The organism is Streptomyces sp. NPDC111656 (assembly GCF_055656965.1).
On record NZ_JBVKCA010000030.1, the window covers coordinates 54,715 to 79,827 of the forward strand.

20 protein-coding genes, 4 tRNA genes and 1 other RNA gene are annotated in these 25,113 nt (G+C 70.2%); 14 read left to right on the forward strand and 11 right to left on the reverse strand.

Features of this window, described 5'->3' with window-relative positions:
* Nucleotides 1-227: 227 nt before the first annotated feature.
* Nucleotides 228-1,025: a maleylpyruvate isomerase family mycothiol-dependent enzyme gene (locus ACZ7M3_RS46915; RefSeq protein WP_472072109.1), complete on the reverse strand. Its 798-nt coding sequence runs from the start codon at nt 1,023-1,025 to the stop codon at nt 228-230.
* A 204-nt stretch (nt 1,026-1,229) separates the two neighbouring features.
* Between ACZ7M3_RS46915 and ACZ7M3_RS46920 the strand changes: the two genes are divergently transcribed.
* Nucleotides 1,230-1,814, forward strand: a complete 585-nt coding sequence (locus tag ACZ7M3_RS46920; protein WP_472072111.1) for a Uma2 family endonuclease — start codon at nt 1,230-1,232, stop codon at nt 1,812-1,814.
* Nucleotides 1,815-1,892: 78 nt separating this feature from the next.
* On the opposite strand, the gene purL is transcribed toward ACZ7M3_RS46920, so the two are convergent.
* The 3 genes from purL to purS are packed head-to-tail and all read right to left on the reverse strand — an operon-like array spanning nt 1,893 to nt 5,112.
* Nucleotides 1,893-4,151, reverse strand: a complete 2,259-nt coding sequence (purL, locus tag ACZ7M3_RS46925; RefSeq protein ID WP_472072113.1) for a phosphoribosylformylglycinamidine synthase subunit PurL — start codon at nt 4,149-4,151, stop codon at nt 1,893-1,895.
* Nucleotides 4,148-4,852, reverse strand: a complete 705-nt coding sequence (gene purQ, locus ACZ7M3_RS46930; RefSeq protein WP_261688641.1) for a phosphoribosylformylglycinamidine synthase subunit PurQ — start codon at nt 4,850-4,852, stop codon at nt 4,148-4,150. The genes purL and purQ overlap by 4 nt, the downstream gene beginning before the upstream one ends.
* On the reverse strand, nt 4,849-5,112 hold the full coding sequence (gene purS, locus ACZ7M3_RS46935; protein WP_060898438.1) for a phosphoribosylformylglycinamidine synthase subunit PurS: 264 nt from the start codon (nt 5,110-5,112) through the stop codon (nt 4,849-4,851). Before purS ends, purQ begins: the two co-directional genes overlap by 4 nt.
* A gap of 361 nt (nt 5,113-5,473) precedes the next feature.
* Here purS and ACZ7M3_RS46940 point away from each other — a divergent pair, with 361 nt between their 5' ends.
* The 8 genes from ACZ7M3_RS46940 to ACZ7M3_RS46975 all read left to right on the forward strand — a co-directional run bounded on the left by ACZ7M3_RS46940 (nt 5,474) and on the right by ACZ7M3_RS46975 (nt 10,239).
* Complete coding sequence (locus ACZ7M3_RS46940) at nt 5,474-5,791, forward strand: histone-like nucleoid-structuring protein Lsr2 (protein WP_060898437.1); 318 nt, start codon at nt 5,474-5,476, stop codon at nt 5,789-5,791.
* 153 nt (nt 5,792-5,944) lie between these two features.
* Nucleotides 5,945-6,016 (forward strand) — tRNA-Gly (locus ACZ7M3_RS46945).
* Between the two features lie 79 nt (nt 6,017-6,095).
* Nucleotides 6,096-6,171: transfer RNA gene (locus ACZ7M3_RS46950), tRNA-Gly, on the forward strand.
* A 130-nt stretch (nt 6,172-6,301) separates the two neighbouring features.
* Complete coding sequence (locus tag ACZ7M3_RS46955) at nt 6,302-7,339, forward strand: ABC transporter ATP-binding protein (protein ID WP_472072116.1); 1,038 nt, start codon at nt 6,302-6,304, stop codon at nt 7,337-7,339.
* The gene (locus ACZ7M3_RS46960) at nt 7,336-8,154 is read left to right on the forward strand and encodes an ABC transporter permease (RefSeq protein ID WP_472072118.1); all 819 of its coding nucleotides are present in this window, start codon (nt 7,336-7,338) and stop codon (nt 8,152-8,154) included. The genes ACZ7M3_RS46955 and ACZ7M3_RS46960 overlap by 4 nt, the downstream gene beginning before the upstream one ends.
* Before the next feature lie 20 nt (nt 8,155-8,174).
* Nucleotides 8,175-9,491 carry a sensor histidine kinase gene (locus ACZ7M3_RS46965; protein ID WP_472072164.1) on the forward strand — a complete coding sequence of 439 codons (1,317 nt, stop codon included), beginning with the start codon at nt 8,175-8,177 and terminating at the stop codon, nt 9,489-9,491.
* Nucleotides 9,488-10,144: a response regulator gene (locus ACZ7M3_RS46970; protein WP_472072120.1), complete on the forward strand. Its 657-nt coding sequence runs from the start codon at nt 9,488-9,490 to the stop codon at nt 10,142-10,144. Before ACZ7M3_RS46965 ends, ACZ7M3_RS46970 begins: the two co-directional genes overlap by 4 nt.
* Nucleotides 10,145-10,166: 22 nt before the next feature.
* Nucleotides 10,167-10,239: transfer RNA gene (locus tag ACZ7M3_RS46975), tRNA-Gly, on the forward strand.
* A gap of 61 nt (nt 10,240-10,300) precedes the next feature.
* Here ACZ7M3_RS46975 and ACZ7M3_RS46980 read toward each other — a convergent pair.
* The 6 genes from ACZ7M3_RS46980 to ffs form a co-directional block, all read right to left on the reverse strand.
* Nucleotides 10,301-11,200, reverse strand: a complete 900-nt coding sequence (locus ACZ7M3_RS46980) for a phosphoribosylaminoimidazolesuccinocarboxamide synthase (RefSeq protein ID WP_095853830.1) — start codon at nt 11,198-11,200, stop codon at nt 10,301-10,303.
* Nucleotides 11,201-11,326: 126 nt separating this feature from the next.
* Complete coding sequence (locus tag ACZ7M3_RS46985) at nt 11,327-12,880, reverse strand: N,N-dimethylformamidase beta subunit family domain-containing protein (RefSeq protein ID WP_472072122.1); 1,554 nt, start codon at nt 12,878-12,880, stop codon at nt 11,327-11,329.
* Between the two features lie 186 nt (nt 12,881-13,066).
* Nucleotides 13,067-14,932 carry a hypothetical protein gene (locus tag ACZ7M3_RS46990; RefSeq protein ID WP_472072166.1) on the reverse strand — a complete coding sequence of 622 codons (1,866 nt, stop codon included), beginning with the start codon at nt 14,930-14,932 and terminating at the stop codon, nt 13,067-13,069.
* Between the two features lie 329 nt (nt 14,933-15,261).
* Nucleotides 15,262-16,539, reverse strand: a complete 1,278-nt coding sequence (gene purD, locus ACZ7M3_RS46995) for a phosphoribosylamine--glycine ligase (RefSeq protein ID WP_472072124.1) — start codon at nt 16,537-16,539, stop codon at nt 15,262-15,264.
* A gap of 97 nt (nt 16,540-16,636) precedes the next feature.
* Nucleotides 16,637-18,970: a DNA polymerase III subunit gamma and tau gene (locus tag ACZ7M3_RS47000; RefSeq protein WP_472072126.1), complete on the reverse strand. Its 2,334-nt coding sequence runs from the start codon at nt 18,968-18,970 to the stop codon at nt 16,637-16,639.
* 93 nt (nt 18,971-19,063) lie between these two features.
* An RNA gene (gene ffs, locus ACZ7M3_RS47005) (signal recognition particle sRNA small type) lies at nt 19,064-19,162 on the reverse strand.
* Nucleotides 19,163-19,233: 71 nt separating this feature from the next.
* Between ffs and ACZ7M3_RS47010 the strand changes: the two genes are divergently transcribed.
* The 5 genes from ACZ7M3_RS47010 (at nt 19,234) to ACZ7M3_RS47030 (ending at nt 23,654) form a co-directional block, all read left to right on the forward strand.
* A tRNA-Ser gene (locus ACZ7M3_RS47010) sits at nt 19,234-19,321 on the forward strand.
* Nucleotides 19,322-19,893: 572 nt separating this feature from the next.
* Entirely contained in the window at nt 19,894-20,061 is a 168-nt protein-coding gene (locus ACZ7M3_RS47015) for a hypothetical protein (RefSeq protein WP_355487162.1), read from the forward strand.
* A complete protein-coding gene (locus ACZ7M3_RS47020) occupies nt 20,058-21,350 on the forward strand; it encodes a WXG100-like domain-containing protein (RefSeq protein ID WP_472072128.1) in 1,293 nt (430 codons plus the stop codon). The genes ACZ7M3_RS47015 and ACZ7M3_RS47020 overlap by 4 nt, the downstream gene beginning before the upstream one ends.
* A gap of 22 nt (nt 21,351-21,372) precedes the next feature.
* A complete protein-coding gene (locus ACZ7M3_RS47025; protein ID WP_472072130.1) occupies nt 21,373-22,362 on the forward strand; it encodes a hypothetical protein in 990 nt (329 codons plus the stop codon).
* A gap of 1,082 nt (nt 22,363-23,444) precedes the next feature.
* Complete coding sequence (locus ACZ7M3_RS47030) at nt 23,445-23,654, forward strand: hypothetical protein (protein ID WP_472072132.1); 210 nt, start codon at nt 23,445-23,447, stop codon at nt 23,652-23,654.
* A 12-nt stretch (nt 23,655-23,666) separates the two neighbouring features.
* Here ACZ7M3_RS47030 and ACZ7M3_RS47035 read toward each other — a convergent pair whose 3' ends face one another.
* Nucleotides 23,667-25,076, reverse strand: a complete 1,410-nt coding sequence (locus ACZ7M3_RS47035; protein WP_472072134.1) for a hypothetical protein — start codon at nt 25,074-25,076, stop codon at nt 23,667-23,669.
* Nucleotides 25,077-25,113: the final 37 nt, after the last annotated feature.

Genomic DNA, 25,113 nt, shown 5'->3' on the forward strand with positions numbered 1-25,113 from the left:
GCGGAGCCAGCCGGTGGAGTCGACGGGTGGAGTCGGCCGGTGGGATCAGCAGGTGAGGACAGCGGGCGGAGCCAGCCGGTGGAGCCGCCGGGTGGAGTCGGCCGGTGGGATCAGCAGGTGAGGACAGCGGGCGGAGCCAGCCGGTGGAGTCGACGGGTGGAGTCGGCCGGTGGGATCAGCAGGTGAGGACAGCGGGCGGAGCCAGCCGGTGGAGCCGCCGGGTGGGGTCAGCCCATCAAGGGCAGCAGGCTGCCGAGGTCGGCCCGCTCACCGCTCGCGCTGACCTTCGCCTCGTCCAGCGCGGTCTTCCACTCCGTACGTCCCGTCGCCAGCCGGATCCAGGTCAGCGGGTCGGTCTCCACGACGTTCGGCGGTGTGCCCCGGGTGTGCCGGGGGCCCTCCACGCACTGCACGACGGCGTACGGCGGGATCCGCACCTCCGTCGACGCGCCGGGCGCCTTCACGGCGAGCGCGTCGGCGAGCAGCCGGGTGCAGGCGGCGAGGGCCTGGCGGTCGAGGGGGATGTCGAGACCCGGCACGGCGGCGTTCAGGTCGTCGGTGTGGACGACGAGTTCCACGGTGCGGGTGACGACGCAGTCGGCCAGCGGCATCGCGCCCGCACTGGTGGCGAGCAGCCGGGAGCCGGAGTGCGCGTCGACATGGGCGGTGAAGTCCCGCTCCACGTCGGCCAGGAAGGCCACCAGGTCGGGGTGCTCCCCGGCCAGTCGGTGGGCCATGTCCGCGATGGCCTCGGAGTTGACGGAGGTCGCGAACGGCCAGTCGAGGACCGTGGCCTCCTGCTTCACGGGCTCCGGCTGGTCGAGGAGCCGGGCGACACCCGCGAGAGTCGTGCCGACGTGCGCGACCACTTCACGCACCGTCCAGTCCCCCAGCCGGGTGGGCAGCGCGAGCCGCTCGGGCGTGAGGGCGCGGACGGCCTCCCGTATGTGCCCGAACTGTGCGAGAACCGCGGCACGGGTCTTGGCGGGGTCGTACGTCCGTGTGCGTTTCCTGGCCGGCGGCATGGAGGTGAGCCTATGCCTCACGGCGTGCTCGTTCAGGCCCGGCGCACGGTCCACCCGGACACGGGGCCGGGCTGGAACGAGTACGCGTGCCTGACTTGCGCGCATCGGACGACCGAGGGCACCCGTAAGTGTGATCGGCGGCGGAAACCGCCCCGCGCCGCCGGACCCGGACAACCCTGGTCTTCGCCTGGAAGGGGGTGCAGCATGACGGTTATGGCCGAGCGCACGTCTCAGATGTCGGTGGAGGAGTTCGAAACGATCGCCTTCGCCGCTCCCGAGACCGTCACGTTGGAGTTCATCAACGGACGGATCGGGGTCAAGAAGGTGACCGACGGAGACCACAACACCATCGTGGCCTGGCTGGCCCGGCGCTGTATGCGGACCAGGCCCGACCTGGACCTGTATCAGGGTCAAGGGCTGCGGGTGGAGGCGTATCGAGAGGGCAGGGCGAAACCGGACGCGGTGCTCACTCCCGAAGCCCACTTCGCGGGTGCGGGCGAATGGGCCGACCCGGACGGCACGCTCATGGTCGTCGAGGTCACGTCATACGAGTCCGACACCGACCGACGGGACCGGCACGAGAAGCCGGCCGCGTACGGCCAGGCCGGAATCCCGGTGTACCTCTTGATCGACCGGGACTCCTGCACCATCGCCGTGCACAGCGCGCCGGACCGGAAGGTCGGGGGCTATCGCACCCTTCACACGGCGAAGTTCGGCGAGAAGGTTTCCCTCCCCGGCCCGATCGGCATCGAACTCGACACGGAGATCCTCAAGAACTACGTCCGATGAGCCGAGGAGCCCCCACCCGGAGACGTGACTCCGGATGGGGGCTCCGTCGCTGTACGGCCCGTACGTGACCTGGACCGGCTACGCCAGCAGGGACGGGATCGTCCCCTCGTGCGCCGACCGCAGTTCCTCCAGCGTCAGCGTGAACTCCTCCTGAAGCTCGACCGAATCACCGTCCACGACACCGACGCGCGTCACCGGCAGACCCCGCGCACCGCACATGTCGTTGAAGCGGAGCTCCTCCGAGCGCGGGACGGCGACGACCGCGCGGCCCGCCGACTCCGAGAAGAGGAAGGTGAAGGCGTCGAGACCGTCGGGGACGACCAGCCGGGCGCCCTTGCCGCCGAGCAGCGCCGACTCGACCACGGCCTGGATCAGACCGCCGTCGGACAGGTCGTGCGCCGAGTCGATCATGCCGTCGCGGGAGGCGGAGATGAGGATCTCGCCGAGGAGACGTTCGCGCTCCAGGTCGACCTTCGGGGGCAGGCCCCCGAGGTGGTCGTGGACGACCTGCGACCAGGCCGAACCGCCGAACTCCTCACGGGTGTCGCCGAGCAGGTAGAGGAGCTGGCCCTCTTCCTGGAAGGCGACCGGCGTGCGGCGGGCGACGTCGTCGATGACACCCAGCACGGCCACGACCGGGGTCGGGTGGATGGCGACCTCGCCCGTCTGGTTGTAGAGCGAGACGTTGCCGCCGGTCACCGGGGTGCCCAGCTGCAGGCAGGCGTCGGCGAGACCGCGGACGGCCTCGGCGAACTGCCACATGACGGCCGGGTCCTCGGGCGAGCCGAAGTTCAGGCAGTCGGAGACGGCGAGCGGCTTGGCGCCGGTCGTCGCGACATTGCGGTAGGCCTCGGCGAGCGCCAGCTGCGCACCCGCGTACGGGTCGAGCTTGGCGTAGCGGCCGTTGCCGTCCGTGGCGATGGCGACGCCGAGCCCGGTCTCCTCGTCGATGCGGATCATGCCCGAGTCCTCGGGCTGCGCCAGCACCGTGTTGCCCTGCACGAAGTGGTCGTACTGGGAGGTGATCCAGGACTTGGAGGCCTGGTTCGGCGAGCTCACGAGCTTGAGGACCTGGTCCTTGAGCTCCTCGCTCGTCGCCGGGCGCGGCAGCTTGTTCGCGTCGTCGGCCTGGAGGGCGTCCTGCCACTCGGGGCGGGCGTACGGGCGCTCGTAGACCGGGCCGTCGTGCGCGACCGTGCGCGGGTCGACGTCGACGATCTTGCCGCCGTGCCAGAAGATCTCGAGGCGATCGCCGTCCGTCACCTCACCGATCACCGTGGCGATGACGTCCCACTTGTCGCAGATCTCCAGGAACCGGTCGACCTTCTCCGGCTCGACGACCGCGCACATGCGTTCCTGCGACTCGCTCATGAGGATTTCCTCGGGAGAGAGAGTCGAGTCCCGCAGGGGTACGTCGTCCAGGGTGACGCGCATGCCGCCGGAGCCGTTGGAGGCCAGCTCGGAGGTGGCGCAGGACAGACCGGCCGCACCGAGGTCCTGGATGCCGACGACCAGCTTCTCGGCGAAGGCCTCGAGCGTGCACTCGATGAGGAGCTTCTCCTGGAAGGGGTCGCCGACCTGGACGGCCGGACGCTTCGACGGCTTGGCGTCGTCGAAGGTCTCGCTCGCCAGGATGGAGGCGCCGCCGATGCCGTCGCCGCCCGTGCGGGCCCCGTAGAGGATGACCTTGTTGCCCGCGCCGGACGCCTTCGCGAGGTGGATGTCCTCGTGCTTCATGACGCCGATGGCTCCGGCGTTGACGAGGGGGTTGCCCTGGTAGCAGGCGTCGAAGACGACCTCGCCGCCGATGTTGGGCAGGCCGAGGCAGTTGCCGTAGCCGCCGATGCCCGCGACGACGCCCGGCAGGACGCGCTTGGTGTCGGGGTGGTCCGCGGCGCCGAAGCGCAGCGGGTCGACGACGGCGACCGGGCGGGCACCCATCGCGATGATGTCGCGCACGATGCCGCCGACGCCGGTGGCCGCGCCCTGGTAGGGCTCGACGTACGACGGGTGGTTGTGCGACTCGACCTTGAAGGTGACGGCGTAGCCCTGGCCGACGTCGACGACACCGGCGTTCTCGCCGATGCCGACGAGGAGGGCGTCGGACTGCGGGGCCTTCTCGCCGAACTGGCGGAGGTGAACCTTCGAGGACTTGTACGAGCAGTGCTCGGACCACATGACGGAGTACATGGCGAGTTCCGCGCCGGTCGGGCGGCGGCCGAGGATCTCGACGACCCGCTCGTACTCGTCCTTCTTCAGGCCCAGTTCGGCCCAGGGCAGCTCGACGTCGGGAGTCGCGGCCGCGTTCTCGACCGTGTCCAGAGGCGTGCGGCTCATGCGGTGACCAGCTTCTTGAGGATCGAGGTGAAGAAGGGGAGGCCGTCGGTGCGGCCGGTGCCGACGAGGGGGTCGACCGCGTGCTCGGGGTGCGGCATCAGGCCGACGATGTTGCCGGCCTCGTTCGTGATCCCGGCGATGTCCCGAAGGCTGCCGTTGGGGTTGCCGTATCCATCGGCGGCTGCGCCGCGGGCGACGTACCGGAAGACGACCCGGCCCTCCGCCTCCAGCATGTCCAGGGTGCGCTCGTCGGCGACGTACCGCCCGTCCATGTTCTTCAGCGGGATGTGGATCTCCTGGCCGGACTCGTAGTCGGCCGTCCAGGACGTCTCCGCGTTCTCCACCCGCAGCTTCTGGTCGCGGCAGATGAAGTGGAGGTGGTTGTTGCCGAGCATCGCGCCGGGGAGGAGGTGCGCCTCGGTGAGGACCTGGAAGCCGTTGCAGATGCCGAGGACGGGCATTCCGGACTTCGCCTGCTCGATCACGGTCTCCATCACGGGCGAGAAGCGCGAGATGGCACCGGCCCGGAGATAGTCGCCGTACGAGAAACCGCCGGGCAGCACCACGGCGTCGACCTGCTTCAGGTCCTTGTCCTTGTGCCAGAGGGCGACGGGTTCGGCACCGGCGAGCCTGATCGCACGCTGCGTGTCCCGGTCGTCGAGGCTGCCCGGAAAGGTGACGACTCCAATACGAGCGGTCACTTTCCTGCCTCCGCGACTTCCTCGACCTTGACGGTGAAGTCCTCGATCACGGTGTTGGCGAGGAAGGATTCCGCCAGTTCATGGATGCGGGCGAGCGCGGCGTCGTCCACCGGTCCGTCCACTTCCAGTTCGAATCGCTTTCCCTGACGTACGTCGGAGACACCGTCGAAACCGAGGCGCGGCAGTGCACGCTGCACCGCCTGGCCCTGGGGGTCGAGGATCTCCGGCTTGAGCATGACGTCGACTACGACGCGTGCCACTGGCACTCCCGGTGTGTGGTGCTGAGCAGGTCGCTTCAGACTACCCGCACAAAATTTCTACTCGCGTAGATTCGTAGAATCCTACGTGAGCCCGATCACGATCCCGCATCGACGCGGGGGCTTGTACGGAAAATCCTGGGAAAAATCGCAGAAGAGCGGCTGGGCCCCATTACCTTCGGACACGCGGAAGGTTTTAGTCGGGCTTCACAATGCAATGCCCGGCACTGTACAAAGGAATTGGCAATAGCCGATACTTTGCCCAATAACAGCCGGACAGTCGACATCTCCCCGACAACTCCGTGACGTCCACGCACGTCATGGGGGGCGATCGCAGAGGTGCCGCACGAAGGGACCGATATTCGTGGCGCAGCGTGTCGTGGTCACTCTCTTTGACGACATCGACGGCTCGGAAGCGGCGGAGACGATCGCCTTCGGACTCGACGGCAAGTCGTACGAGATCGACCTCAATCCAGCCAATGCCAAGAAACTGCGTAAGGCGCTCGCGCCCTACCTCGAGGCCGGCCGCAAGCAGTCGAAGTCCGGGAAGGCGTACACGCACACCGCGTTGACCCCCGACCCGGCCGCCGTCCGCGCCTGGGCCCGCTCCAACAAGCTGGACGTGCCGCCGCGCGGCCGGATCCCCAAGAAGGTCTACGAGGCGTTCGCCGAGGCGCACTGAGTCCGAGGGTCCGCCGGACGGCTCGCCGGGGTCCCGCTCCGGCCGGCCATCCGCCCCCGCGCGCAACCGACTTGCGCTGACCCCCTGCTGATCAGCTAGAGTCTGGAGCACGCCGAGGGGCAAGGCCGAAAAGGTCGGACCCCGAGGAGTCACGCGGGTGTAGTTCAGTAGCAGAACATCCCCCTTCCAGGGGGAAGGCGCAGTGTGCAATTCCTGTCACCCGCTCTGCAGCCCTTACCGATCACGCTTGTGCATCAGGTAGGGTGGTGCTCGCACCGACCGGTGAAAGCTGGTCGGAGGCAATGCGGACGTAGCTCAGTTGGTAGAGCGCAACCTTGCCAAGGTTGAGGTCGCGAGTTCGAGCCTCGTCGTCCGCTCCAGGAAGCAAAGACCCCGGTCATCGACCGGGGTCTTTCTCGTGTGCGCGTCCTAGCGTCCCCTGACATTTGTCATGCGGAGTGATGACACCGCGCACTGCTGTCGGGTCCCGTCCGCGGGGACGCTGATTTCATGAACACGAACGAGCAAGATGACGTGATCGAGGTCACTGATCTGCGGCGCGTGTACGGGGGAGACCGGGGAGCCGGCGGAGATTTCGAGGCCGTGCGCGGAATCACCTTCTCCGTGGGCCGCGGTGAGCTCTTCGCGCTGCTGGGGACCAACGGCGCCGGCAAGACCTCCACCGTCGAGCTGCTGGAGGGCCTCGCCCCTCCGGCGGCCGGCCGGGTGCGGGTCCTCGGGCACGATCCGTACGAGGAGCGCGCGGCCGTCCGGCCCCGGATCGGCGTGATGCTGCAGGAGGGCGGCTTCCCCTCCGAACTGACGGTCGCGGAGACCGTACGGATGTGGGCGGGCTGCACGAGCGGAGCCCGGCCGACCGGTCAGGCCCTGGGGATGGTCGGGCTCACCCGGCGGTCCGGGGTACGGGTGAAGCAGCTGTCCGGGGGCGAGAAACGGCGCCTGGACCTGGCCCTCGCGCTCCTCGGCCGCCCCGAGGTCCTCTTCCTCGACGAACCGACGACCGGCCTGGACGCCGAAGGCCGCCGGGACACCTGGGACTTGGTGCGCGAGCTGCGCGACGGCGGTACGACCGTGGTGCTGACCACGCACTACCTGCAGGAGGCGGAGGAGCTGGCCGACCGGCTCGCGATCCTCCGCGAAGGGCACATCGCGGCCTCCGGCACCCCTGCCGAGGTGACCGCGTCCTCACCGTCCCGGATCTCCTTCGAACTGCCCGACGGCTACTTCCTCGGAGATCTGCCCCCGCTCGCCGGACTCGGCGTGACCGACCACGAGACGGCGGGCCGTGCCGTCAGGCTGCGCACCGACGAGCTCCAGCGCACCGCCACCGCGCTGCTGGTGTGGGCCCACCAGAAGCAGGTCGAGCTGCGGGGGCTCGATGTGCGGTCGGCCTCACTGGAGGAGGCGTTCCTGCGGATAGCGCGGGACGCTGCGGGCCGGGGTGCGGGTGCGCGGGACGCGGAAGTACGGGGTGCGGGTGTGCAGGGTGCGGGTGCGCGGGAGCAGGAAAGGGGGACGGCGGCATGAGTGCGACAGTCCCGGCGACCGGGGAAACCGGTGCGGGTGCGAGGACGGGAACGACGACGGCCGCGGGGCGGATGGCCGCCCTGGCGCGCGCCGAACTGACCCTCTTGAGCCGCTCGAAGGCGACCCTCGCCGCCGCCGTGCTCATGCCGCTGCTCTTGCCGTTCAGCCTCCGCTCGACGGTCGGCCAGATGGACCTGAAGGGCGCCGGGCTCTCGGTCGGCTCGGTCGTCCTGTCGTCCTCCGTCGGCTTCTCACTCCTCTTCGCGGTCTACAGCTCGCTGGTGAGCGTGTACGCGGCCCGCCGCGAGGAGCTCGTCCTCAAACGGCTACGCACCGGGGAGCTGCGGGACGCGGAGATCCTCGCGGGTGCGGCCCTGCCCTCGGTCGCGATCGGCCTGGTGCAGTGCCTGGTCCTGACGGTCGCGTGCGCCGCGCTGCTGGACGTCGGCGCGCCCCGGGCACCCCATCTCGCCGTCCTGGGGCTGCTCCTGGGCCTGGCGATGTGGCCCCCGCTCGCGGCGATCACGGCGAACTTCAGCAAGAGCATGGAGGGTGCCCAGGTCGCCACCATGCCCTTGATGCTGGTGTCGCTGTTCGGTTCCGGCACCTTCTTCCCCCTCCAGATCATGCCGGACCAGCTGGCCTCGGCCTGCGAACTGCTGCCCCTGACCCCGGTGGTCACGCTGATACGCGGCGGCTGGACCGGCGACCTCTCCGCGCACGACACCCTGGGCGCGCTCGGGACGGCGGTGGCCTGGATCGTGCTCTCGGTGTTTGCTGTACGGCGGTGGTTCCGCTGGGAACCGCGGCGTTGACCAGGGACTCGGTGATGGGCATGAGCGGGCGCGGTGGCTGGTGGCGCGGCAAGAGCACGCCGGCGAAGGTCGAGACGTACACACGGTGGTCGTTCCACACCTTCCCGCTCGTCGAGGTCGCCGCCTTCGCGCTGCCGGCCTTCGGATATGTGCCCGCCCCGGTGAACTGGATCCTGTTCCTGCTGGTGAGCGCGCACGCCGCGCTCGGCGCGGTGACCGCCTCGCTGACCCTGGACTGGACCCGCGGCCGCCGCCCCCTGCCGGTACGGCTGCTCTGGGCGCTGGGCACCGCCACCGTGGTGATCGCCGTCGTGAGCCTGGTGGTCGCGCTGCACGGCCCGCGCGGCGCGGACAACGGAGCGGCGGCGGGCACGGTGTTCGTCGGTGTCCTGTCGTTCGGGATCGGCACTCTGGCGCTCTCGGTGCGCGAGACGCGACGCATGGTGTACGGCGTGCTCGGCGCCGCCCTGGGTGCCGGCGCCGTGGCCGTCCCGGCGGGTGTCCCGGCGCCCGCCGCCGCCGTCGCCGCCGGTGCGACCGTCCTCGCCGCCGGTTTCTTCACCTTCACCTCCGCCTTCTCCGTCTGGATGCTGAACGCCGTCTACGAACTCGACGAGGCCCGTGAGACCCGAGCCCGGCTCGCCGTCGCCGAGGAACGGCTGCGCTTCGGGCGCGATCTGCACGACGTGATGGGCCGCAACCTGGCGGTGGTCGCGCTGAAGAGCGAGCTCGCCGTGCAACTGGCCCGGCGCGGACGGCCGGAGGCCGTGGAGCAGATGATCGAGGTCCAGCGGATAGCGCGGGAGACGCAGCGGGAGGTCCGCGAGGTCGTACGCGGCTATCGCGAGGCCGATCTCCGGACCGAACTCGCGGGGGCCCAGGGCGTGTTGACGGCCGCCGGCATCGACTGCGAGGTCAGCGGCCCGGTGACGGGACTGCCCGCGGAGATCCAGTCCGCGCTCGGCTGGGTCGTACGGGAGGCGACGACGAACGTGCTGCGGCACGGGGACGCCGGAAGGTGCGCGGTGTCCCTGCGGGTGGCGGAGGGCCGGGTGACCCTCACCGTCGAGAACGACGGGGCGCCCGGTATCGGTACCGGTTCCCGTACCGATACCGAGACCGCCGAGCCGGGAAGGGGGTCCGGGCTCGCCGGGCTGCGGGAGCGGCTCAGGGAGGTGGACGGGGTGCTGCGGGCCGGGCCCGCCGGGGATGACCTGTTCCGTCTGACCGCCGAGGTGCCGCTGCCCCCTGACTCGGTCCCGGAACAGGCTCCGGCCCCGGAACCGGGTGGCTCGCCCCGACCCGTCCCCCACCCTGTGAGCGAGGTCACTTCATGACGTCCACCCCACCCGCCTCATACGTCCCATCCGTCCCATCCGCACCTCCCGTGCGGCTGTTGCTCGCCGACGACGAGCACCTGATCAGGGGTGCGCTCGCCGCGCTGCTGGGCCTTGAGGACGACCTCGTGGTGGTCGCCGAGGCCGCGACCGGGCCCGAGGCGCTGGCGATGGCACTGGCGCACGAGCCCGATGTCGCCGTTCTGGATCTGCAGATGCCGGGGGCGGACGGTGTGAGGGTGGCCACATCGCTACGGGCCGAACTGCCCGGCTGCCAGGTGCTGATCGTGACGAGTCACGGGCGGCCGGGGCATCTGAAGAGAGCGCTCGCGGCAGGTGTGCGCGGGTTCGTCCCGAAGACGGTGAGCGCACAGCGGCTCGCGGAGATCATTCGTACCGTGCATGCGGGAAACCGTTATGTGGACCCGGAATTGGCCGCGGACGCGATCTCCGCCGGGGACTCGCCGCTGACCGCGCGCGAGGCCGAGGTGCTCGAGTTCGCCGCCGACGGGGCGCCCGTCGCGGAGATCGCGGAGCGGGCGGCCCTGTCCCAGGGGACGGTACGCAACTATCTTTCGTCGGCCGTCTCGAAGCTCGGGGCGGAGAACCGCCACGCGGCGGTGCGTCTCGCACGGGAGCGAGGTTGGGTATAGTTGTCCTCGCACCACAGCGCATGCGGACGTAGCTCAGTTGGTAGAGCGCAACCTTGCCAAGGTTGAGGTCGCCAGTTCGAACCTGGTCGTCCGCTCGGAGAAAGAAGCCCCCGGCCCTTCAGGGCCGGGGGCTTCTTCGTGTGCTCCTTCGCGTCCTCAGCTCCAGCTGGTGCCGGTCAGGCGCTCGTACGCCTCGATGTACTTGGCGCTGGTCGCGTCCACGATGTGCTGTGGCAGCGGCGGCGGGGGCTGCTCGCTCCTGCGGTCCCAGCCCGACTCGGGAGACGTCAGCCAGTCGCGGACGAACTGCTTGTCGAAGGACGGCTGGGCGTGGCCCGGCTCCCACACGTCGGCGGGCCAGAAGCGGGAGGAGTCCGGGGTCAGCACCTCGTCGGCGAGGACGAGCGTCTCGCCCTCGTAGCCGAACTCGAACTTGGTGTCCGCGAGGATGATGCCGCGTTCGCGCGCGATGTCACGGGCGCGGCCGTAGACGGCGAGGGTCGTCTGACGCAGTTGAGCCGCCGTCTCGGCGCCGACCTGGCGGGCGACCTCCTCGTACGACACGTTCTCGTCGTGCTCGCCGACCGCGGCCTTGGTGGCGGGGGTGAAGATCGGCGCGGGGAGTTCCGAGCCGTCGACGAGGCCCTCGGGGAGGGCGAGGCCGCAGACCGTGCGGGACTCGTCGTACTCAACGAGGCCCGAGCCGGTGAGATAGCCGCGCGCGACGCACTCGACCGGCGTCATCCGCAGGGACTTGCAGATGAGGGTGCGGCCCTCCCAGTCGGCGGGGGCGCCCGGCGGCAGCTCGGTGCTCAGCACATGGTTGGGGACCAGGTCGGCGAGCTTGTCGAACCACCACAGCGAGAGCTGGGTGAGGACCCGGCCCTTGTCGGGGATCTCGGTGGGCAGCACCCAGTCGTAGGCGGAGATGCGGTCACTGGCGATCATCACGAGGTCGCCCGCCTCGTTCTGGTACAGGTCGCGCACCTTGCCGGTGTGCAGATGTACCAGACCCGGGACCTGGAGGGGCTCGGGCTTTTCGACGAATCCGGACACGGTTCCTCCCCGTGGTTGAAGAAAAAGGGACGCCCGTAGGGCCCGAATAGGGTGGTGGTGGGCGACGGGTGGGACAAGTGGCTCGATTCTCCCGTATACGGAGAGCGGCTTCGGCCAGGGGGTTCCTCAGTCCCGTTTGCAGATGCGGTCGAGGAGGTTCGCGGTGGCTCGCTGGACACGGGCGTCGACGTGGCCGGGGCGGTCCAGGGCCGGGGACCACGCGAACGTCCCGGCCGCGAAGACCAGGGCGCCGGAGGGGGCCCGGTAGAGAGAGGTCTCCTGGTGGCGGGTGGCGCCCTCGCTGTCCTGGTAGGGGGAGTGGGCGAGGAGGATGCGGCCCTGGTGCTCGGGCAGCGGGGTGCGTGGGAAGTAGCGGTCGGCCTCGCCCGCGACCATGCCGGCGAGTTCGTCGCCCTCGTGCGCGCCGGTCGCCTCCCACAGCCAGTGGTCGGCGTTGCGCACGACCAGCGGGTGGGGTTCCGGGACCCTGCCCGCGTACTGGATGCCGATGAGCTGCTGCTCAGGACGGTCGATTTCGCGCCACAGCGCCGGCCTTCCCGGGCCTCTGCGCTTGCGGCAGGTCAGCAGGCGGTCGGCGACGCCGGACGGCGACGGGGCCAACTCCACCTGCCAGTACATGGTGTTGGCGGAGAGGAAGACCAGGGAGGTGCCGCTTTCGCGGGCGAGTTCCACGGTGCGGCGCATGGCCGACGACCAGTACTCGTCGTGCCCCGGGAAGACCAGGCCGCGGTAGCGGGTGGGGTCGACGCGGCCGGCGTGCAGGTCGCGGGCGTCGGCGTAGGCGATGTCGTAGCCGTAGCGCTCGGCCCAGCGGATGAAGTCGTAGGCGTGGCCGACGTGGAGGGGAAGGCCCGCGCCGGCGTACGGGCGGTCGAAGGAGACCGTCGTCGCGGCCTCGGACTCGCCGAGCAGACGGCCGTTCTCGTCCCAGGCGTGGTAGAGGCTGGCGCCGGTGTGCCCGTCCTCCGGGTAGAGGTTGTACGCCTGCCAGGTGATGTCCGGGAGCAGGAGAAGGAGGTCCGCCGGGTGGTTGTCGCGGACGGTGAAGGGGACGTGGGAGCGGTAGCCGTCGGCCGTGGTGAGTACGGCCACGTACGCGCCGATGTTCCAGTAGCTCGGGATCTGCAGGCGCCAGGAGAGCCACCAGTGATGACAGGAAACGGTTCTGTCGGCGGTGAGGGGCGGCGGCTGGACGATGCCCGACAGGCGGGGGCTGGTGGTGATCTTGCTGGCCCCGTCGCCTCCGTAGTGCCCGATGCGGTAGATGTCGACGCTGAATTCCTGGGGCGGGTCGACGGTGACGTGGAAGTCGATGGCCTCGCCCGGCGCGGCCGCGCCGTTGGAGACGAAGCCCTTGATCTGGCGGTGCACGTCGTCGGCCGGGCGGGGGCCGCCGGCGCGGGGGTGGGGGATGGGGGGCTTGCGGGAGCCCTGGAGGGTGGCGGAGCCACCGGGACCCCCGGCCTGACCGGGCTGACCGGCCCGACCCGCCTGATCGACGTGATCAATGTGATCGATGTACCACGGGACGACATGGCCCGTGTCGTCGAAGTACTGCTCGTCGCCCCTGAGCCAGGGAACGGGACCCTGGCCGAAGGGGTCCGTCACGGCGTGCGCGAGTGCGCCCGACTCCCAGCGGCGGATCTGCTCCGACCCCATGCCTGCTCCCCTCCCTCGTGCCCCCGTCAGTTCTGTAAGCCTCTGCCCTGCACGCGATCGGTCCCAGCACATCACATTACGCACGCACTCCGTCACCGTTCGTCGCGAATTGACGTGAACGGAACGCGGAGCTCCGATTGAAGAGGCGGATATGGGCGGCTGGGAGTAGGGACGGTGGTGGCGGCGTCAGACCAGGCGGACCGGTTTCTCGGGGCGGACGCCCAGGTGGCGAAGCCAGTCCCGGAGAGGTTCCGGGTCACCGTCCTCGACGAGGGTCAGGACCCGCGGCCCCAGATCGGCGGCCCGCACCCCGTCGACGAGAAGGGCGGGGCCATCGAGCCAGTCGAGCCCCGGCGCCGCCCCGGCGGTGTCCATCGCCGCACAACAGACCATCGCGGTGACATGGTCGGCCAACAGCTCACGCCCACTGCGCGGCGGCTGAAGCGGAAAGAGCGGCAGCATCCCGTCGTCCCAGAACGACCAGTCGGGGCCCGGCTGCTCCGCACCCCCGCCCGGCCCGGACGCGACGGCCGGCGCCGCCGCCTCCTCACGGGCCAGCTCCGCGCTGAGCCCGGCCGCGAGGGCCACCGTCCGCTCACTCCCGAGCACGGGCTCGCCGTCCTCCCCGACCTCCTCCTCGACCTCGACCTCGACCCCTGTCTCGTTTGTCTCTGTCTCGTTCAGGCTCACGCCCGTGCCCCTCTCCCCGTACGCCTCGCGCCGATCGACGGAGAGGTCGGCGTCGTCCGTGGCCGGCGCGGCAGGCGCGGTCAGATGGTCGAGCACGCGTGCCAGCGTCGGGCCACCCGGGTCGGGCTGGGTCGGATCCGTGGGGTGGCGGACGCCCAGCGCGTCCAGCACCCGGTGCAGCCGGGCCGCTTCGGTGCGCCAGGTGCGGTCGACGACCTCGTCCGGATACTCCTGCCAGTCCACCGGCGCCCAGTCGGGCCCGGGCTCCGCGGGCCCGCCGTGGAAGAGTCGCGCGGCGAGCAGCGAGGCCGCCTCGTCCACCGAACCGGGCTCTTCGAGCAGGTCGCAGGCAGGACGCTCGCCGAGGCGGGAGGCGAAGCCCTCGGCCAGCCGGTCACGGCGCGACAACTCGGTGAGGGCCGCGACGACACCCGCGTCCAGCCGGGCCGGCCAGCGGCCCATCCGCCAGGCGGGCAGCGCGACCCGGGTCAGCAGCCGGTCCCAGCCCGCGTACGCCAGGCCGACCTGTTCCTGAGCGACGATCCGCAGGCCGTAGTCCACAGCCTGTGCACGCTCGGCGGCGGCAGCCGCCACTCCCCGTTCCATCTCGGCCGCATGACCCCGGCAGCTGCGCAGCAGCAGGCGGGTCACCCAGCCGACCCCGGCGAGGACCGTGCGGACCAGGGGGCCGCGGGCGGGCTCGGAGGTCACGGCCACGGCCGCGTCCAGACCCCGTACGAAACGGCGGGCCGCGGCTATGTCGGGGTGCGCCGAAGGGCCCGTACCGGCGACGACCGGGGCGAGGACCGCGCGCAGCTCCCCGACCCGCATCCACCACAGGAAGGGCGAGCCGATGACGAGGACGGGAGCCGCTGGGGCTCGGCGGGGACGCCCGGCTCCGCCTCCCATCCCTCGTGCGCCCGCTATTTCGTCGCGGTGCTCGGGCGGCGGCGGACCGTGCGCCGGGTGGGTGCGGTCCTCCAGCCAGCTGTCGCAGTCCGGGGTCAGAGCTATCGCCGAGGGCGGCGGGACGTCGAGGCGGTCGGCCAGATCCCGGACCAGGCGGTAGAGGTCGGGAGCGGACGCCTCCGCGATCGGGACCGTGGGGCTCACGGCGGGTCGCGCGCGGGCGACGACGAGCGCGATGCCCGCGGCGGCGAGCAGCACGAGGGCGGCGAGGCCCGTCACGATCCAGCGAGTGACGGGCCAGCTTCCGCCGGTGATGTGCCCGGTCGAGCCGCCGACGAGCAGCACGACGGCGACGGCCGCGGGCAGCAGGGCGACGGCCAGCGCCCTGCTGCGGACACGCAGCACGGCGAGCGCCCGGGAGCGCGCGGCCTGCGCGCCCACCTCCACACCCATACCGGTCACGACCGGATGTCACCCCCTGCTGTCGGCCCGGCCCGGGCTGTCTCGCAGCCCGCGCCGAAGGATGCCCTGGTGTTGCTCACTCCCCCACTGTGGCACCCACCACCGACATCGCAATGCCGGTGGGCCAAGTGCCGGAACGCTTTCGCCGCACCCTAGTTGGGGCCTCGGCCCCCGTCAGCCGGATGGGGCATCGCTCACTCGATGGAATGGCTTTGGGGAAAGGTGGATGACCGTGGGCAAGGATCAGGCCCCGGATTCCATACAGAATCCGGGGCCCAGTGGTACGTGCGGGGGTGGGGGCTGCGCCTCCGTCAGGGGCTCTACGCCTCGGCTGTGGCGTCGGTCGTGGCGTCCGCCGCCGCCTTCGCCGCGATGTCCGTACGGTGCTGCGAACCGTCGAGGCCGATGCGGGCGACCGCCGCGTACGCGCGGGCGCGGGCCTCGGTGAGGTCGGTGCCGGTCGCCGTGACGGAGAGCACCCGGCCGCCCGCGCTGACGACCGCGTCGCCGTCGTGCTTCGTCCCGGCGTGCAGGACGTACGCGTACGGGGCGTCCAGCGCCGCCACCTCGTCCAGCCCGGTGATCGGGTCGCCGGTGCGCGGGGTGTCGGGGTAGTTGTGGGAGGCCACGACCACGGTGACCGCCGCGTCGTCGCTCCAGCGCAGCGGCGCCAGATCGGCGAGGGTGCCTTCGGCGGCAGCGAGCAGGACGCCCGCGAGCGGGGTCTTCAGCCGGGCCAGGACCACCTGGGTCTCCGGGTCGCCGAAACGCGCGTTGAACTCGATCACCCGTACACCGCGGCTCGTGATCGCCAGACCCGCGTAGAGAAGGCCGGAGAACGGGGTGCCGCGGCGGCGCAGCTCGTCGACGGTGGGCTGGAGGACGGTCTCCATGACCTCCTCGACCAGCTTCGGGTCCGCCCACGGGAGGGGCGAGTAGGCGCCCATGCCGCCGGTGTTCGGGCCCTCGTCGCCGTCCAGCGCGCGCTTGAAGTCCTGGGCCGGCTGGAGCGGGACGACCGTCTCGCCGTCGGTGATCGCGAAGAGGGAGACCTCGGGGCCGTCGAGGAACTCCTCGATGACGACACGGTCGCAGGCGATGGCGTGCGCGCGGGCCTTCGCGAGGTCGTCGGTCACGACGACGCCCTTGCCGGCCGCGAGTCCGTCGTCCTTCACGACGTACGGGGCGCCGAAGGCGTCGAGCGCCTCGTCGACCTCCTCGGGCGTCGTGCAGACATACGAACGTGCCGTGGGGACGCCCGCCCCTGCCATCACATCCTTGGCGAAGGCCTTGGAGCCCTCCAGCTGCGCGGCCTCCTCGGAGGGGCCGAAGCAGGGGATGCCCGCCGCGCGCACGGCGTCGGCGACCCCGGCGACGAGCGGCGCCTCCGGGCCCACGATCACCAGCTCGGCGCCGAGCTCCGTGGCCAGCGCGGCCACGGCGGCACCGTCGAGGGCGTCGACCGGGTGCAGCTCGGCCGTCTCCGCGATGCCTGCGTTCCCGGGGGCGCAGTGCAGGGCGGTGACGTGGGGGTCGAGGGACAGGGAACGGCACAGGGCGTGTTCACGGGCGCCACTACCGATGACGAGGACCTTCACGGGGTCAGCCTAACCGTCGGGGCCGGGTGCCTTTGTGGGGGCTTCCGAAGCGAGGGGTGGGGAGAGTTGGTGCGATCCTCCGAGAGGGGCCCGGGTGTCACTCGTTGGAGAACTCCTCCACCACCGTCGCGCCCAGTTCGCGGACGATCAGGTCGTGGCCCGAGAGGGCGGACTCGTCGAGGTCGGGGTCGTCGTCCTCGGGGATGTCGTCCTCGGGAGCCACCGGAGGCGGCTCGTAGGCGGTCGGGGCTGGCGGGGCGGGCGTCGAGGCGGGCGCGGCCGAGGCCTGGCCCGCGGGCGGGCCCTGGGACGCGGCGGGGCGCGGAGCCGGGGCCGGGGGCTGCTGAGACGCGGGGCGCGAGCCGGCCGGAGCTCCGCCGTAACCGCCACCACCACCCCCACCAGCGCCATAGCCACCGCCGCCGCTGCCGCCACCACCGAACCCGGGACCAGGGCCGGAGGCCGACATCGGTGACGGTGCCGAGCCACCGGAGGCGTCGACGATCGCCTCGATCTTCCACTGCACATTGAACTGTTCGGACAGCGCCTGCTTCAGGACTTCCTCGCTGCCGCTGCTCGCGAAGTTGTCGCGCGCGCCCGCGTTGACGAAGCCGATCTGCAGGGTCGTGCCGTCGTAGCCGGTGACCTGCGCGTTCTGGCTGAGCAGGATCCAGGTGAAGCGGCGGCGGTTCTTCACTGCCTCCAGGATGTTCGGCCAGAGCATGCGGGGGTCGACGCCACCGGCGGCGGGGGCCGGTGCGGAGGCGGGGCCGGGGCCCGGGCCGGGGGTGGACGCCGTCGGCGCAGCAGCGGGTGCGGGTGCGCCGGGGGAGGCGGGGGCCTGTCCCCCGCCCGCGGGTGTCGCGGTCGGCCAGCCGCCCGGACGCCGACCACTGCCCACGGCCGTCGCGGTGGGCCAGGCGCCGGGCGCTGCTCCGGACGGGGACGCGGGCGGGGCCGTGGCGGCGGCCGGAGGAGCCGCGGGCGCGGCAGCGGCAGCGGCGGGACCCGGAGCGGGCATCGGGGCAGAGGCAGGGGCAGGAGCAGCCCCCGCACCCGGCGCCGCGGCAACCCCGCCGGCACCACCGGCCCCGTACCCCTCGTTCGCCGGTCCCTGCCCGCCGGGACCCGTGGCCCGCACCGCGGCCCGGGCCGCGGCGACCCCGCCGCCCGGCGGGGCCATCGGAGCGGCCGCGGCCTGCGCCCCTCCATGCGCTTCGGGGCCGGGTACGTACCCCATGGCGGGGGCGCCCGCGCCGGCACCGGAGAAGTTCACCCCGCGCTCGATGCGGTCCAGGCGGGCCATGACGGATCGCTCGTCCCCGTACGCCGCGGGCAGCAGCACACGCGCGCAGATGAGCTCGAGCTGCAGTCGCGGCGAGGTGGCGCCACGCATCTCCGTCAGCCCCTCGTTGACGAGATCGGCGGCGCGGCTCAGCTCGGCGGCGCCGAAGACCCCGGCCTGGGCCTGCATGCGCTCGATGACATCCGACGGGGCGTCGATGAGCCCCTTCTCGGCCGCGTCGGGAACCGCGGCCAGGATCACCAGATCGCGCAGCCGCTCCAGCAGGTCGGCGACGAACCTCCGGGGATCGTTGCCCCCCTCGATGACGCGGTCCACGATCTCGAAGGCCGCGGCGCCGTCGCCCGCGGCGAACGCCTCGACCACGGAGTCGAGCAACGACGCGTCCGTGTACCCCAGCAGCGAGGTGGCCATGGCGTACGTCACACCGTCGGTGCTCGCCCCCGCGAGGAGCTGATCCATGACGGACATGGAGTCACGCACGGAGCCGGCGCCGGCCCGCACGACCAGCGGCAGCACGCCGTCCTCGACGGGAATGCCCTCGCGCCCGCAGACCTCGCCCAGGTACCCCCGCAGGGTCCCCGGCGGCACGAGCCGGAACGGATAGTGGTGGGTCCGCGACCGAATCGTCCCGATGACCTTCTCGGGCTCGGTCGTGGCGAAGATGAACTTGAGGTGCTCGGGCGGCTCCTCGACCACCTTCAGCAGGGCGTTGAAGCCCGCCGGGGTGACCATGTGGGCCTCGTCGATGATGTAGATCTTGTACCGACTGCTCGCGGGCCCGAAGAAGGCCTTTTCCCGCAGGTCACGAGCGTCGTCGACACCACCGTGCGAGGCGGCGTCGATCTCGATGACGTCGATCGACCCCGGCCCGTTCCGCGCGAGGTCCCTGCAGGACTGGCACTCCCCGCAAGGAGTCGGCGTCGGCCCCTGCTCGCAGTTCAGACACCGGGCCAGAATCCGCGCGCTGGTCGTCTTCCCGCATCCGCGCGGCCCGCTGAACAGGTACGCGTGATTGACCCGGTTGTTCCGCAGCGCCTGCTGCAACGGGTCGGTGACATGCTCCTGCCCGATGACCTCGGCGAACGACTCCGGGCGATAGCGGCGGTACAGCGCGAGAGACGACACACATACGAGGTTATAGGCGCCCACTGACAACAGGGACCGCTCACTGAGCCCCGGGCGCCCGGCGGCCGGACCCCGTGCGCATCCCGCCCCACGAACGCAAGCGCCCCCCACGCACCCGCCAGAGCCAACCTACCCTTGCTGCCTTCCGGCCCTGGGGGAGTTCAGTCAGATAGCGCCACGTGAGGGGCTCCGCACAGAGTACCTGATCCGCGAGGGGGGAACGAGTTCGCGAGCACTCCTCAACGTCTTGTATTGTTTGCCGCGGAGGATTCGCCTAGAGGCCTAGGGCGCACGCTTGGAAAGCGTGTTGGGGGCAACCCCTCACGAGTTCGAATCTCGTATCCTCCGCCAGTGCCTCACCGGGCACGATGTCGAAGGGCCCCACCGCTTGCGGTGGGGCCCTTCGACGTTGCGTGGTCTCAGTTACGCAGGGCGGTCAGCCGTGGGCTTCCTCGGACAGGCAAAAAAGGGCACCTTCGCCGGCCGACTCGCTGACGTCACTGTCTCCAGCTCGCCCGCCGCGTCACCGCCGACATCGGTGGCGGACACGCAGCTGCGCCCTCGCACCGACGGAAGCAAGTCAGCAAATACAGGCCGCACAGCCCTCACCTTCTGCCCACCTTGATCGGAACTTTGCCGCCCCCTTACCAAGATCGCGACAGCAAACCTGCTCGGTGAACTAGCGTCTTCGGGCCAGTCAGCCGACTCAGGGGGAGCAGACGACGCCATGGGCGACAAAAGCGACGGCAAGATACTCGACATCAAGATCGCCGATCTGAAGGCGACAGCCCCCGCATTTCCACACGCACAGCTCCGACCTGGCCAAGGCGCTGACCAAGCTCAAGACCGGCCTGGCGGCAGCCGGTTCACCGTGGGGCGACGACGAGCAGGGCCAGAAGTTCCACGAGCACTACGGCCCGCACGTGAAGAAGATGGAAGAAGCCGCCGGAATCCTGGCGCTCGGCCTGGCCAGCATCGAGGCGGCCATGACCGACATGGCGGACGGCCATATCGACAACGAACTGCTCGTCCGCTCGATGTTCAGCAAGATCCAGCCCGCTCCGCACGACGGCGACGGAACCGCGCAGTGAGCGCAACCGACAAGGCCAAGAAGATCGTCCAGGACATGACCGGCATGTGGTGGCCGGATGCCGACGAGGGCGGTCTGCGGGACGCGGCCAAGGCGTGGCGGGACTTTGCCGACGACCTCGAAGAGGTCACGGCCGCCGCGAACAAGTCGGCCCGGGGCATCATCGAGCACAACAAGGGCGAGGCGATATCCGCCTTCGACGACCCGTTCTGGCGCCGCTACTACTACGACGGCCACGGCTGGCTCCAGGACATGATCGACGGCGCCCGCGACATGGCCAAGGCCCTCGACCAGTACGCCGATGTCGTCCACAAGGCCGTCAAGCATCTGGAACACGAGCTGGAGATCGTCGGCGCCACCATCGTCGCCGGCACCGCCCTCGCGGTCTTCACCCTCGGCATCTCCGAAGGCGCCGCAGCCGCCGCCACCGCCTCGATCCTGGAACTGTCCGCCACCCTCGGCGTGACCGTCTCCACCGAGATCGCCACCATCGCCGGCACCACACTCGCCACCGCCGCCATCGGCGGACTCGAATCGATCACCGTCGACCTGGCCGTCACCCAGCCCGTTGCGATGGCCACTGGGGAGAGCAAGGGCCTGAGCCTCGACGAGGTGAGTGACTCCGCCCTCTACGGCATGGCGTTCGGCGGCGCGTTCGGAGCAGGCGGAAGCACAGCCCGAATCGTCACCGAGAACGGCGGGATGGAGGGCCTGTTCAACGGCTTCCGGCTGAACAGCGCGGCCCTCGACGAGATGGGCAAGTCCCGTACCTGGAAGCTGATCCAGGCCCCGGACTCGAAGATCCCCGTAGCGCCGGTGAAGGCAGGCGACTACGAACTCATCTCGGGCGACCCGGTCTACTTCGGTAGGACCACCACCACGGTGGGCTACGACGAGCGCACCCTCAACAACCTGCAGCGGGTCGCCCGGATCCCCGGCGTACACGACGTGGTCATCCACGGCACGGACAAGGGAGTGTTCGTACCCGGTCGCATCAATGCCGCGGGAAAGACCCTGACGGACTTCGAAGTGCATCCCAACCACATCGCGGATGCCATCCACAGCAATCCCAACTACCACGGCGAACCGGTACGCCTCATCTCCTGCTACTCCGGCGCCGACGCGAGACCTCCCGAGCTGCCCCTCGCTCAGTCCGTCGCCAACGAGCTCGGCGTACCCGTGACCGCACCCACGAGCAAGGTGGGCACGTCCCCCGACCTCGGACTCAACCAGACCCCCACCATCGGGAACAATGGCTACTGGCGCACCTACCTGCCCATGGCCCACTGACGGCAGGCCCACGGGAGTGAAGATGACAAAGCGAGCGGGCTTCTACCAGGAGATCAGCGGCCCGGATGCCACAGCAGGCGATGCGCCGTCCCTGCGCGATGACGTGCGAAGCAGCGGGCCCTGGGACGAGGACCGCATCGTCGCCTACCTGGAATCGGCTCGGGAGATCTACACCACGATGGGCGCTCAGCGCGACGCCCTCGCCGGCGACGAGTGGATCGCGGGCTCCGAGTCCCTATTGACCGACGGCACCTGGATCTGGCCGATCGACCTCGTGCACTACGTGCGCCGTCACCATGTCGCCCTACCGCAGGAGTTCCTGGAGCACATCCGGGCCAACAGCTACACCGCCTCCGCCGTATCCGACGAGCGGGCCAGGCAAGTCTTTCAGGAAGAGTTCCCGGACAACGCCCCCGCAGCGGCCTCTCCCAAGTCCGTCGGCTTCTTCACCTGGTACGTGCCGAAGCTGACCAGCACGAGCGCCCATCAGCTCCTCGCCCATCTGGAGAACGCGGGACTTTCCCCCGTACACCCCCTGACAAACGCCCTCTTCGGATTCCGCGAGACGCCGACCGGAGACCGCGAGCCCCTGATGGGTGATGGCACAGCCCTCGCCGCCGCCCTGGCCGACGACCGCTACTCGAAAGCCGAGTTCGCCTGCTGGAAGGGCTACGACCAGTCCCTGACCGGCATCGTGCGACGCACGGACGAGACGACGCAGAGCATCACACTGCGCCTCACCGACGTCCCAGCACCCGACCGCGAGGAGGCCGTAGCAGCACTGGTGCGCACGCTCGACCAGGACGCAACCGAGTGCCGCGGTTTCGTCATCGACCGAACCGGCGTCTCGGCTTCCCAGGACTGGGACCGCATCCTCACGGGCAACGGAGCACACTTCACCGTATGGCCCGACACCATCGGCATCCTCCGGGACCGCGTCGGCAACCACCCTGAGCTGGCCAACAGCAAGCCGACTGCTTACGGCCCACTCGACGTCTTCCACCGCGTGTGAACCTTCGAATGTCCTAGCAGGCCCCGCTCACGCTGCTTCAAGAAGAGAGATGAGGGCGGGGTACCCCTCGCGGACGGCCGCAGGGCAGAGAACGTACTGGACCGTGAGTTGACCGGCGCAGTCGGGTGCCTCGACTGGTACCTACATGCTCCGCGCTCGTCTCGTTTGTGCCTGCACCATCGGAGTGAAGACGGGGCGCCCGTATGCGGCTCTTCAAGCCCAGCGGCCTGTAGCGCCGAACTCGTCTTCGGCACCGGTCCCGGTCGTGCGTCCGGGCTCCGGTACCGTCGCAGTCGATTGAGCGGCTGCCACGGTGCAGACAGCTGGACACAGTGCCAGGAGGTAAGGCGCGGCCATGGGCGACATACGCTGCGAGCGATGCGAACTGATCGTCGGCGCCGGCTGTTCCTGCCCGTCGAACGGGTCCCCACCGCGAGTCGCACCGCGTCGCCGTACGACGATGCCAAACCTGCGCCGATGACCACTGAGAGGTGCCTGCCCGCACGGCGGACAGGGTGCCTGTGCTGGTCGAACGATGCAGCACCGTGGTCTCAGTTCGGGTCAGCGTCATGAAGTCGCCCGTGATCCGGCAGACCGATCGTGCGGGGCCGCGTCCGCGACTTCGTGGACTTGTGATCGCGGGGCAGGAGAGGCAGGGGTAGCCCCCGTGAGCAGCCTCAAGGTTCGCTCAATTTTGCGCACACCATACTTTTTGATCCCTAGGCTCCGCGATCAACGGTCTGACCAACCATTTCCACCCACCCAGGGGGCTCCATGTATGTCGGCTGGTGCACATGGGACGAATAGGGATAGTCGTTCCGGTAGTCCTCCTCTCGTTGACCGGGTGCACCAGTACGGCGTCAACGGAGGGTCGAACGGCTGCGAGTGGTATGCCGGGCGACACGGCTTCGTCCGGTACACCCGCAGCCCACCCTTCCGCCACACCCTCCGTCACCGCAGACCCTCGCTTTCCGCCCCGACTTCCGGACGCGCAGAAAACGTTCATCACAACAGGTGGGAAGAAAGGGCCTCACTCATTTCCGGTGCTCCCTCAAATCCAGCGGGGAACTCTGGAAGTCGCGGTGATCTGTTCGGGTTCCGGGACCATCGACGTCCGTGTCGGCTCTCTCGTGAGCTACGGCGTCGTCTGCGCGGACGACGATCCTGGGCAGCTCAACGAAGTAGCTATGAGCCACAGCTACAAGAACATCGCCGTTTCGGTCACCAGCAGGACGAGTGGGTCCTGGGGACTCTCGGTGGGATGGGCCAAGACCATCGACCCTCCCGGTTAGCGGCGGGCGGGGTCAGGCGCGTAGGGAGTGCAGCAGGGTGCCGATCTTTGCGGCGACCGTCTCGGCCGAGCCCTGGGCGTACGACGAGTCCATCGCCTCGTACGTGATCCGGGCGTAGCTCTGCGCCTCGGCCATGTTCTTCGAGCCGCCTTCGAGCATCGACATGACGGCGGTGTGCGGGAACGGCGAGTGCTTCTTGATGGCCAGCGCGGTGTCGGTGGACAGCTCCGGCTCGACCCCCACGAACACGCCGTTCCCGAGCTGGAGGATCCAGACCGGTACGTCGGCCGTGCCGGTCGGGGTGAAGTCGTACGTCTTCGTCGGTCCCGTCGGGTGTCCCATCGCCATCGTGGCGACCGTGACGGTGTCGGTGAGGAGGCGCACGGTCGAGCCCGAACCGCCGCCGGAGGTCCTGATGGTCTCGCTGACCCGGACGGCCTCGGTGCCCAGCCGCTCGCCCTGCACGGTGAGAAGCAGCCAGCCGGCGTCCTGGGCATCGACCTGGGACCACTTCTTGTCCTTGTCGATCGTGTACCGCTTCGACCTGAACGCCGGCGCCTGGTCCCCGCAGGAGCCGACCAGGAAGAACCCGACGACCTCGCCGTCGTACTGCTTCTCCACGTGCTGCACCGCAGCGCCCGCCAGGTCGGCCGTGATCGGCAGGTCGCCGCCCGCCATGACCGACTCCATCATGACCGAGGACTGGACGGCGTAGTTGATGAGGACGGCGATGGGGTTGCCGTCCAGGTCGTCGAGGCGGGTGACGCCCACGCTCTTGTCGGACGAGCCCCTCTCACCGGTGCAGAGCCACCAGCCGTCGGCGGTGAGGACGTCCCGGTTGACGTTGACGTCGCAGGTGCCGGTGCCGAAACCGACCCGCGCGGGCCTGAGCCCCTCGACCGCCGCCGCGATCGCGGTCGCGGTGGCCTTCGTGATCTGCCGCACGTACTGAGTCGCTGCCGGCGAAGAGGTGGTCGCCTGCACGTGCGGGGCGGAGAACGTGTGCGTCACGGTCACGACGATGTCGGCCGTCGTCACGCCGGACGCCTTCGTGATGGTCGTCCTCATCGCGGCGATCGCCTCGGCGCTGATCGACGTCAGGTCCAGCACGGCGAGAGCGACGCGCCGCGAGCCGTTCTCCAGCAGGAGGATCCGCACGTAGAGGTCGTCGTGGACCGTCGTGAAACCGTCGAGCGGCAGGAGTGCGGACGCGATGTCGATCGCGGCCCGGCCGGCCCCCGCCTTCAGTACCGGTTCCTTCAGTACCGGTTCGGCGTCCGCCGCCTGCGCCGCCGTGGCGCCCCCCAGAGCAGTGGCTGTCACCGCCGCGGCGATGGAGCCGTTCAGGAACGACCGCCGATGCAGCGGGCTGCCGAGCCGGGTGTTCTCGTTCCTGTCCGCGTTCACGTTCTTGGGAACCACAGCTTTCTCCTTCATATTCAAGACACGCGGTAATCAG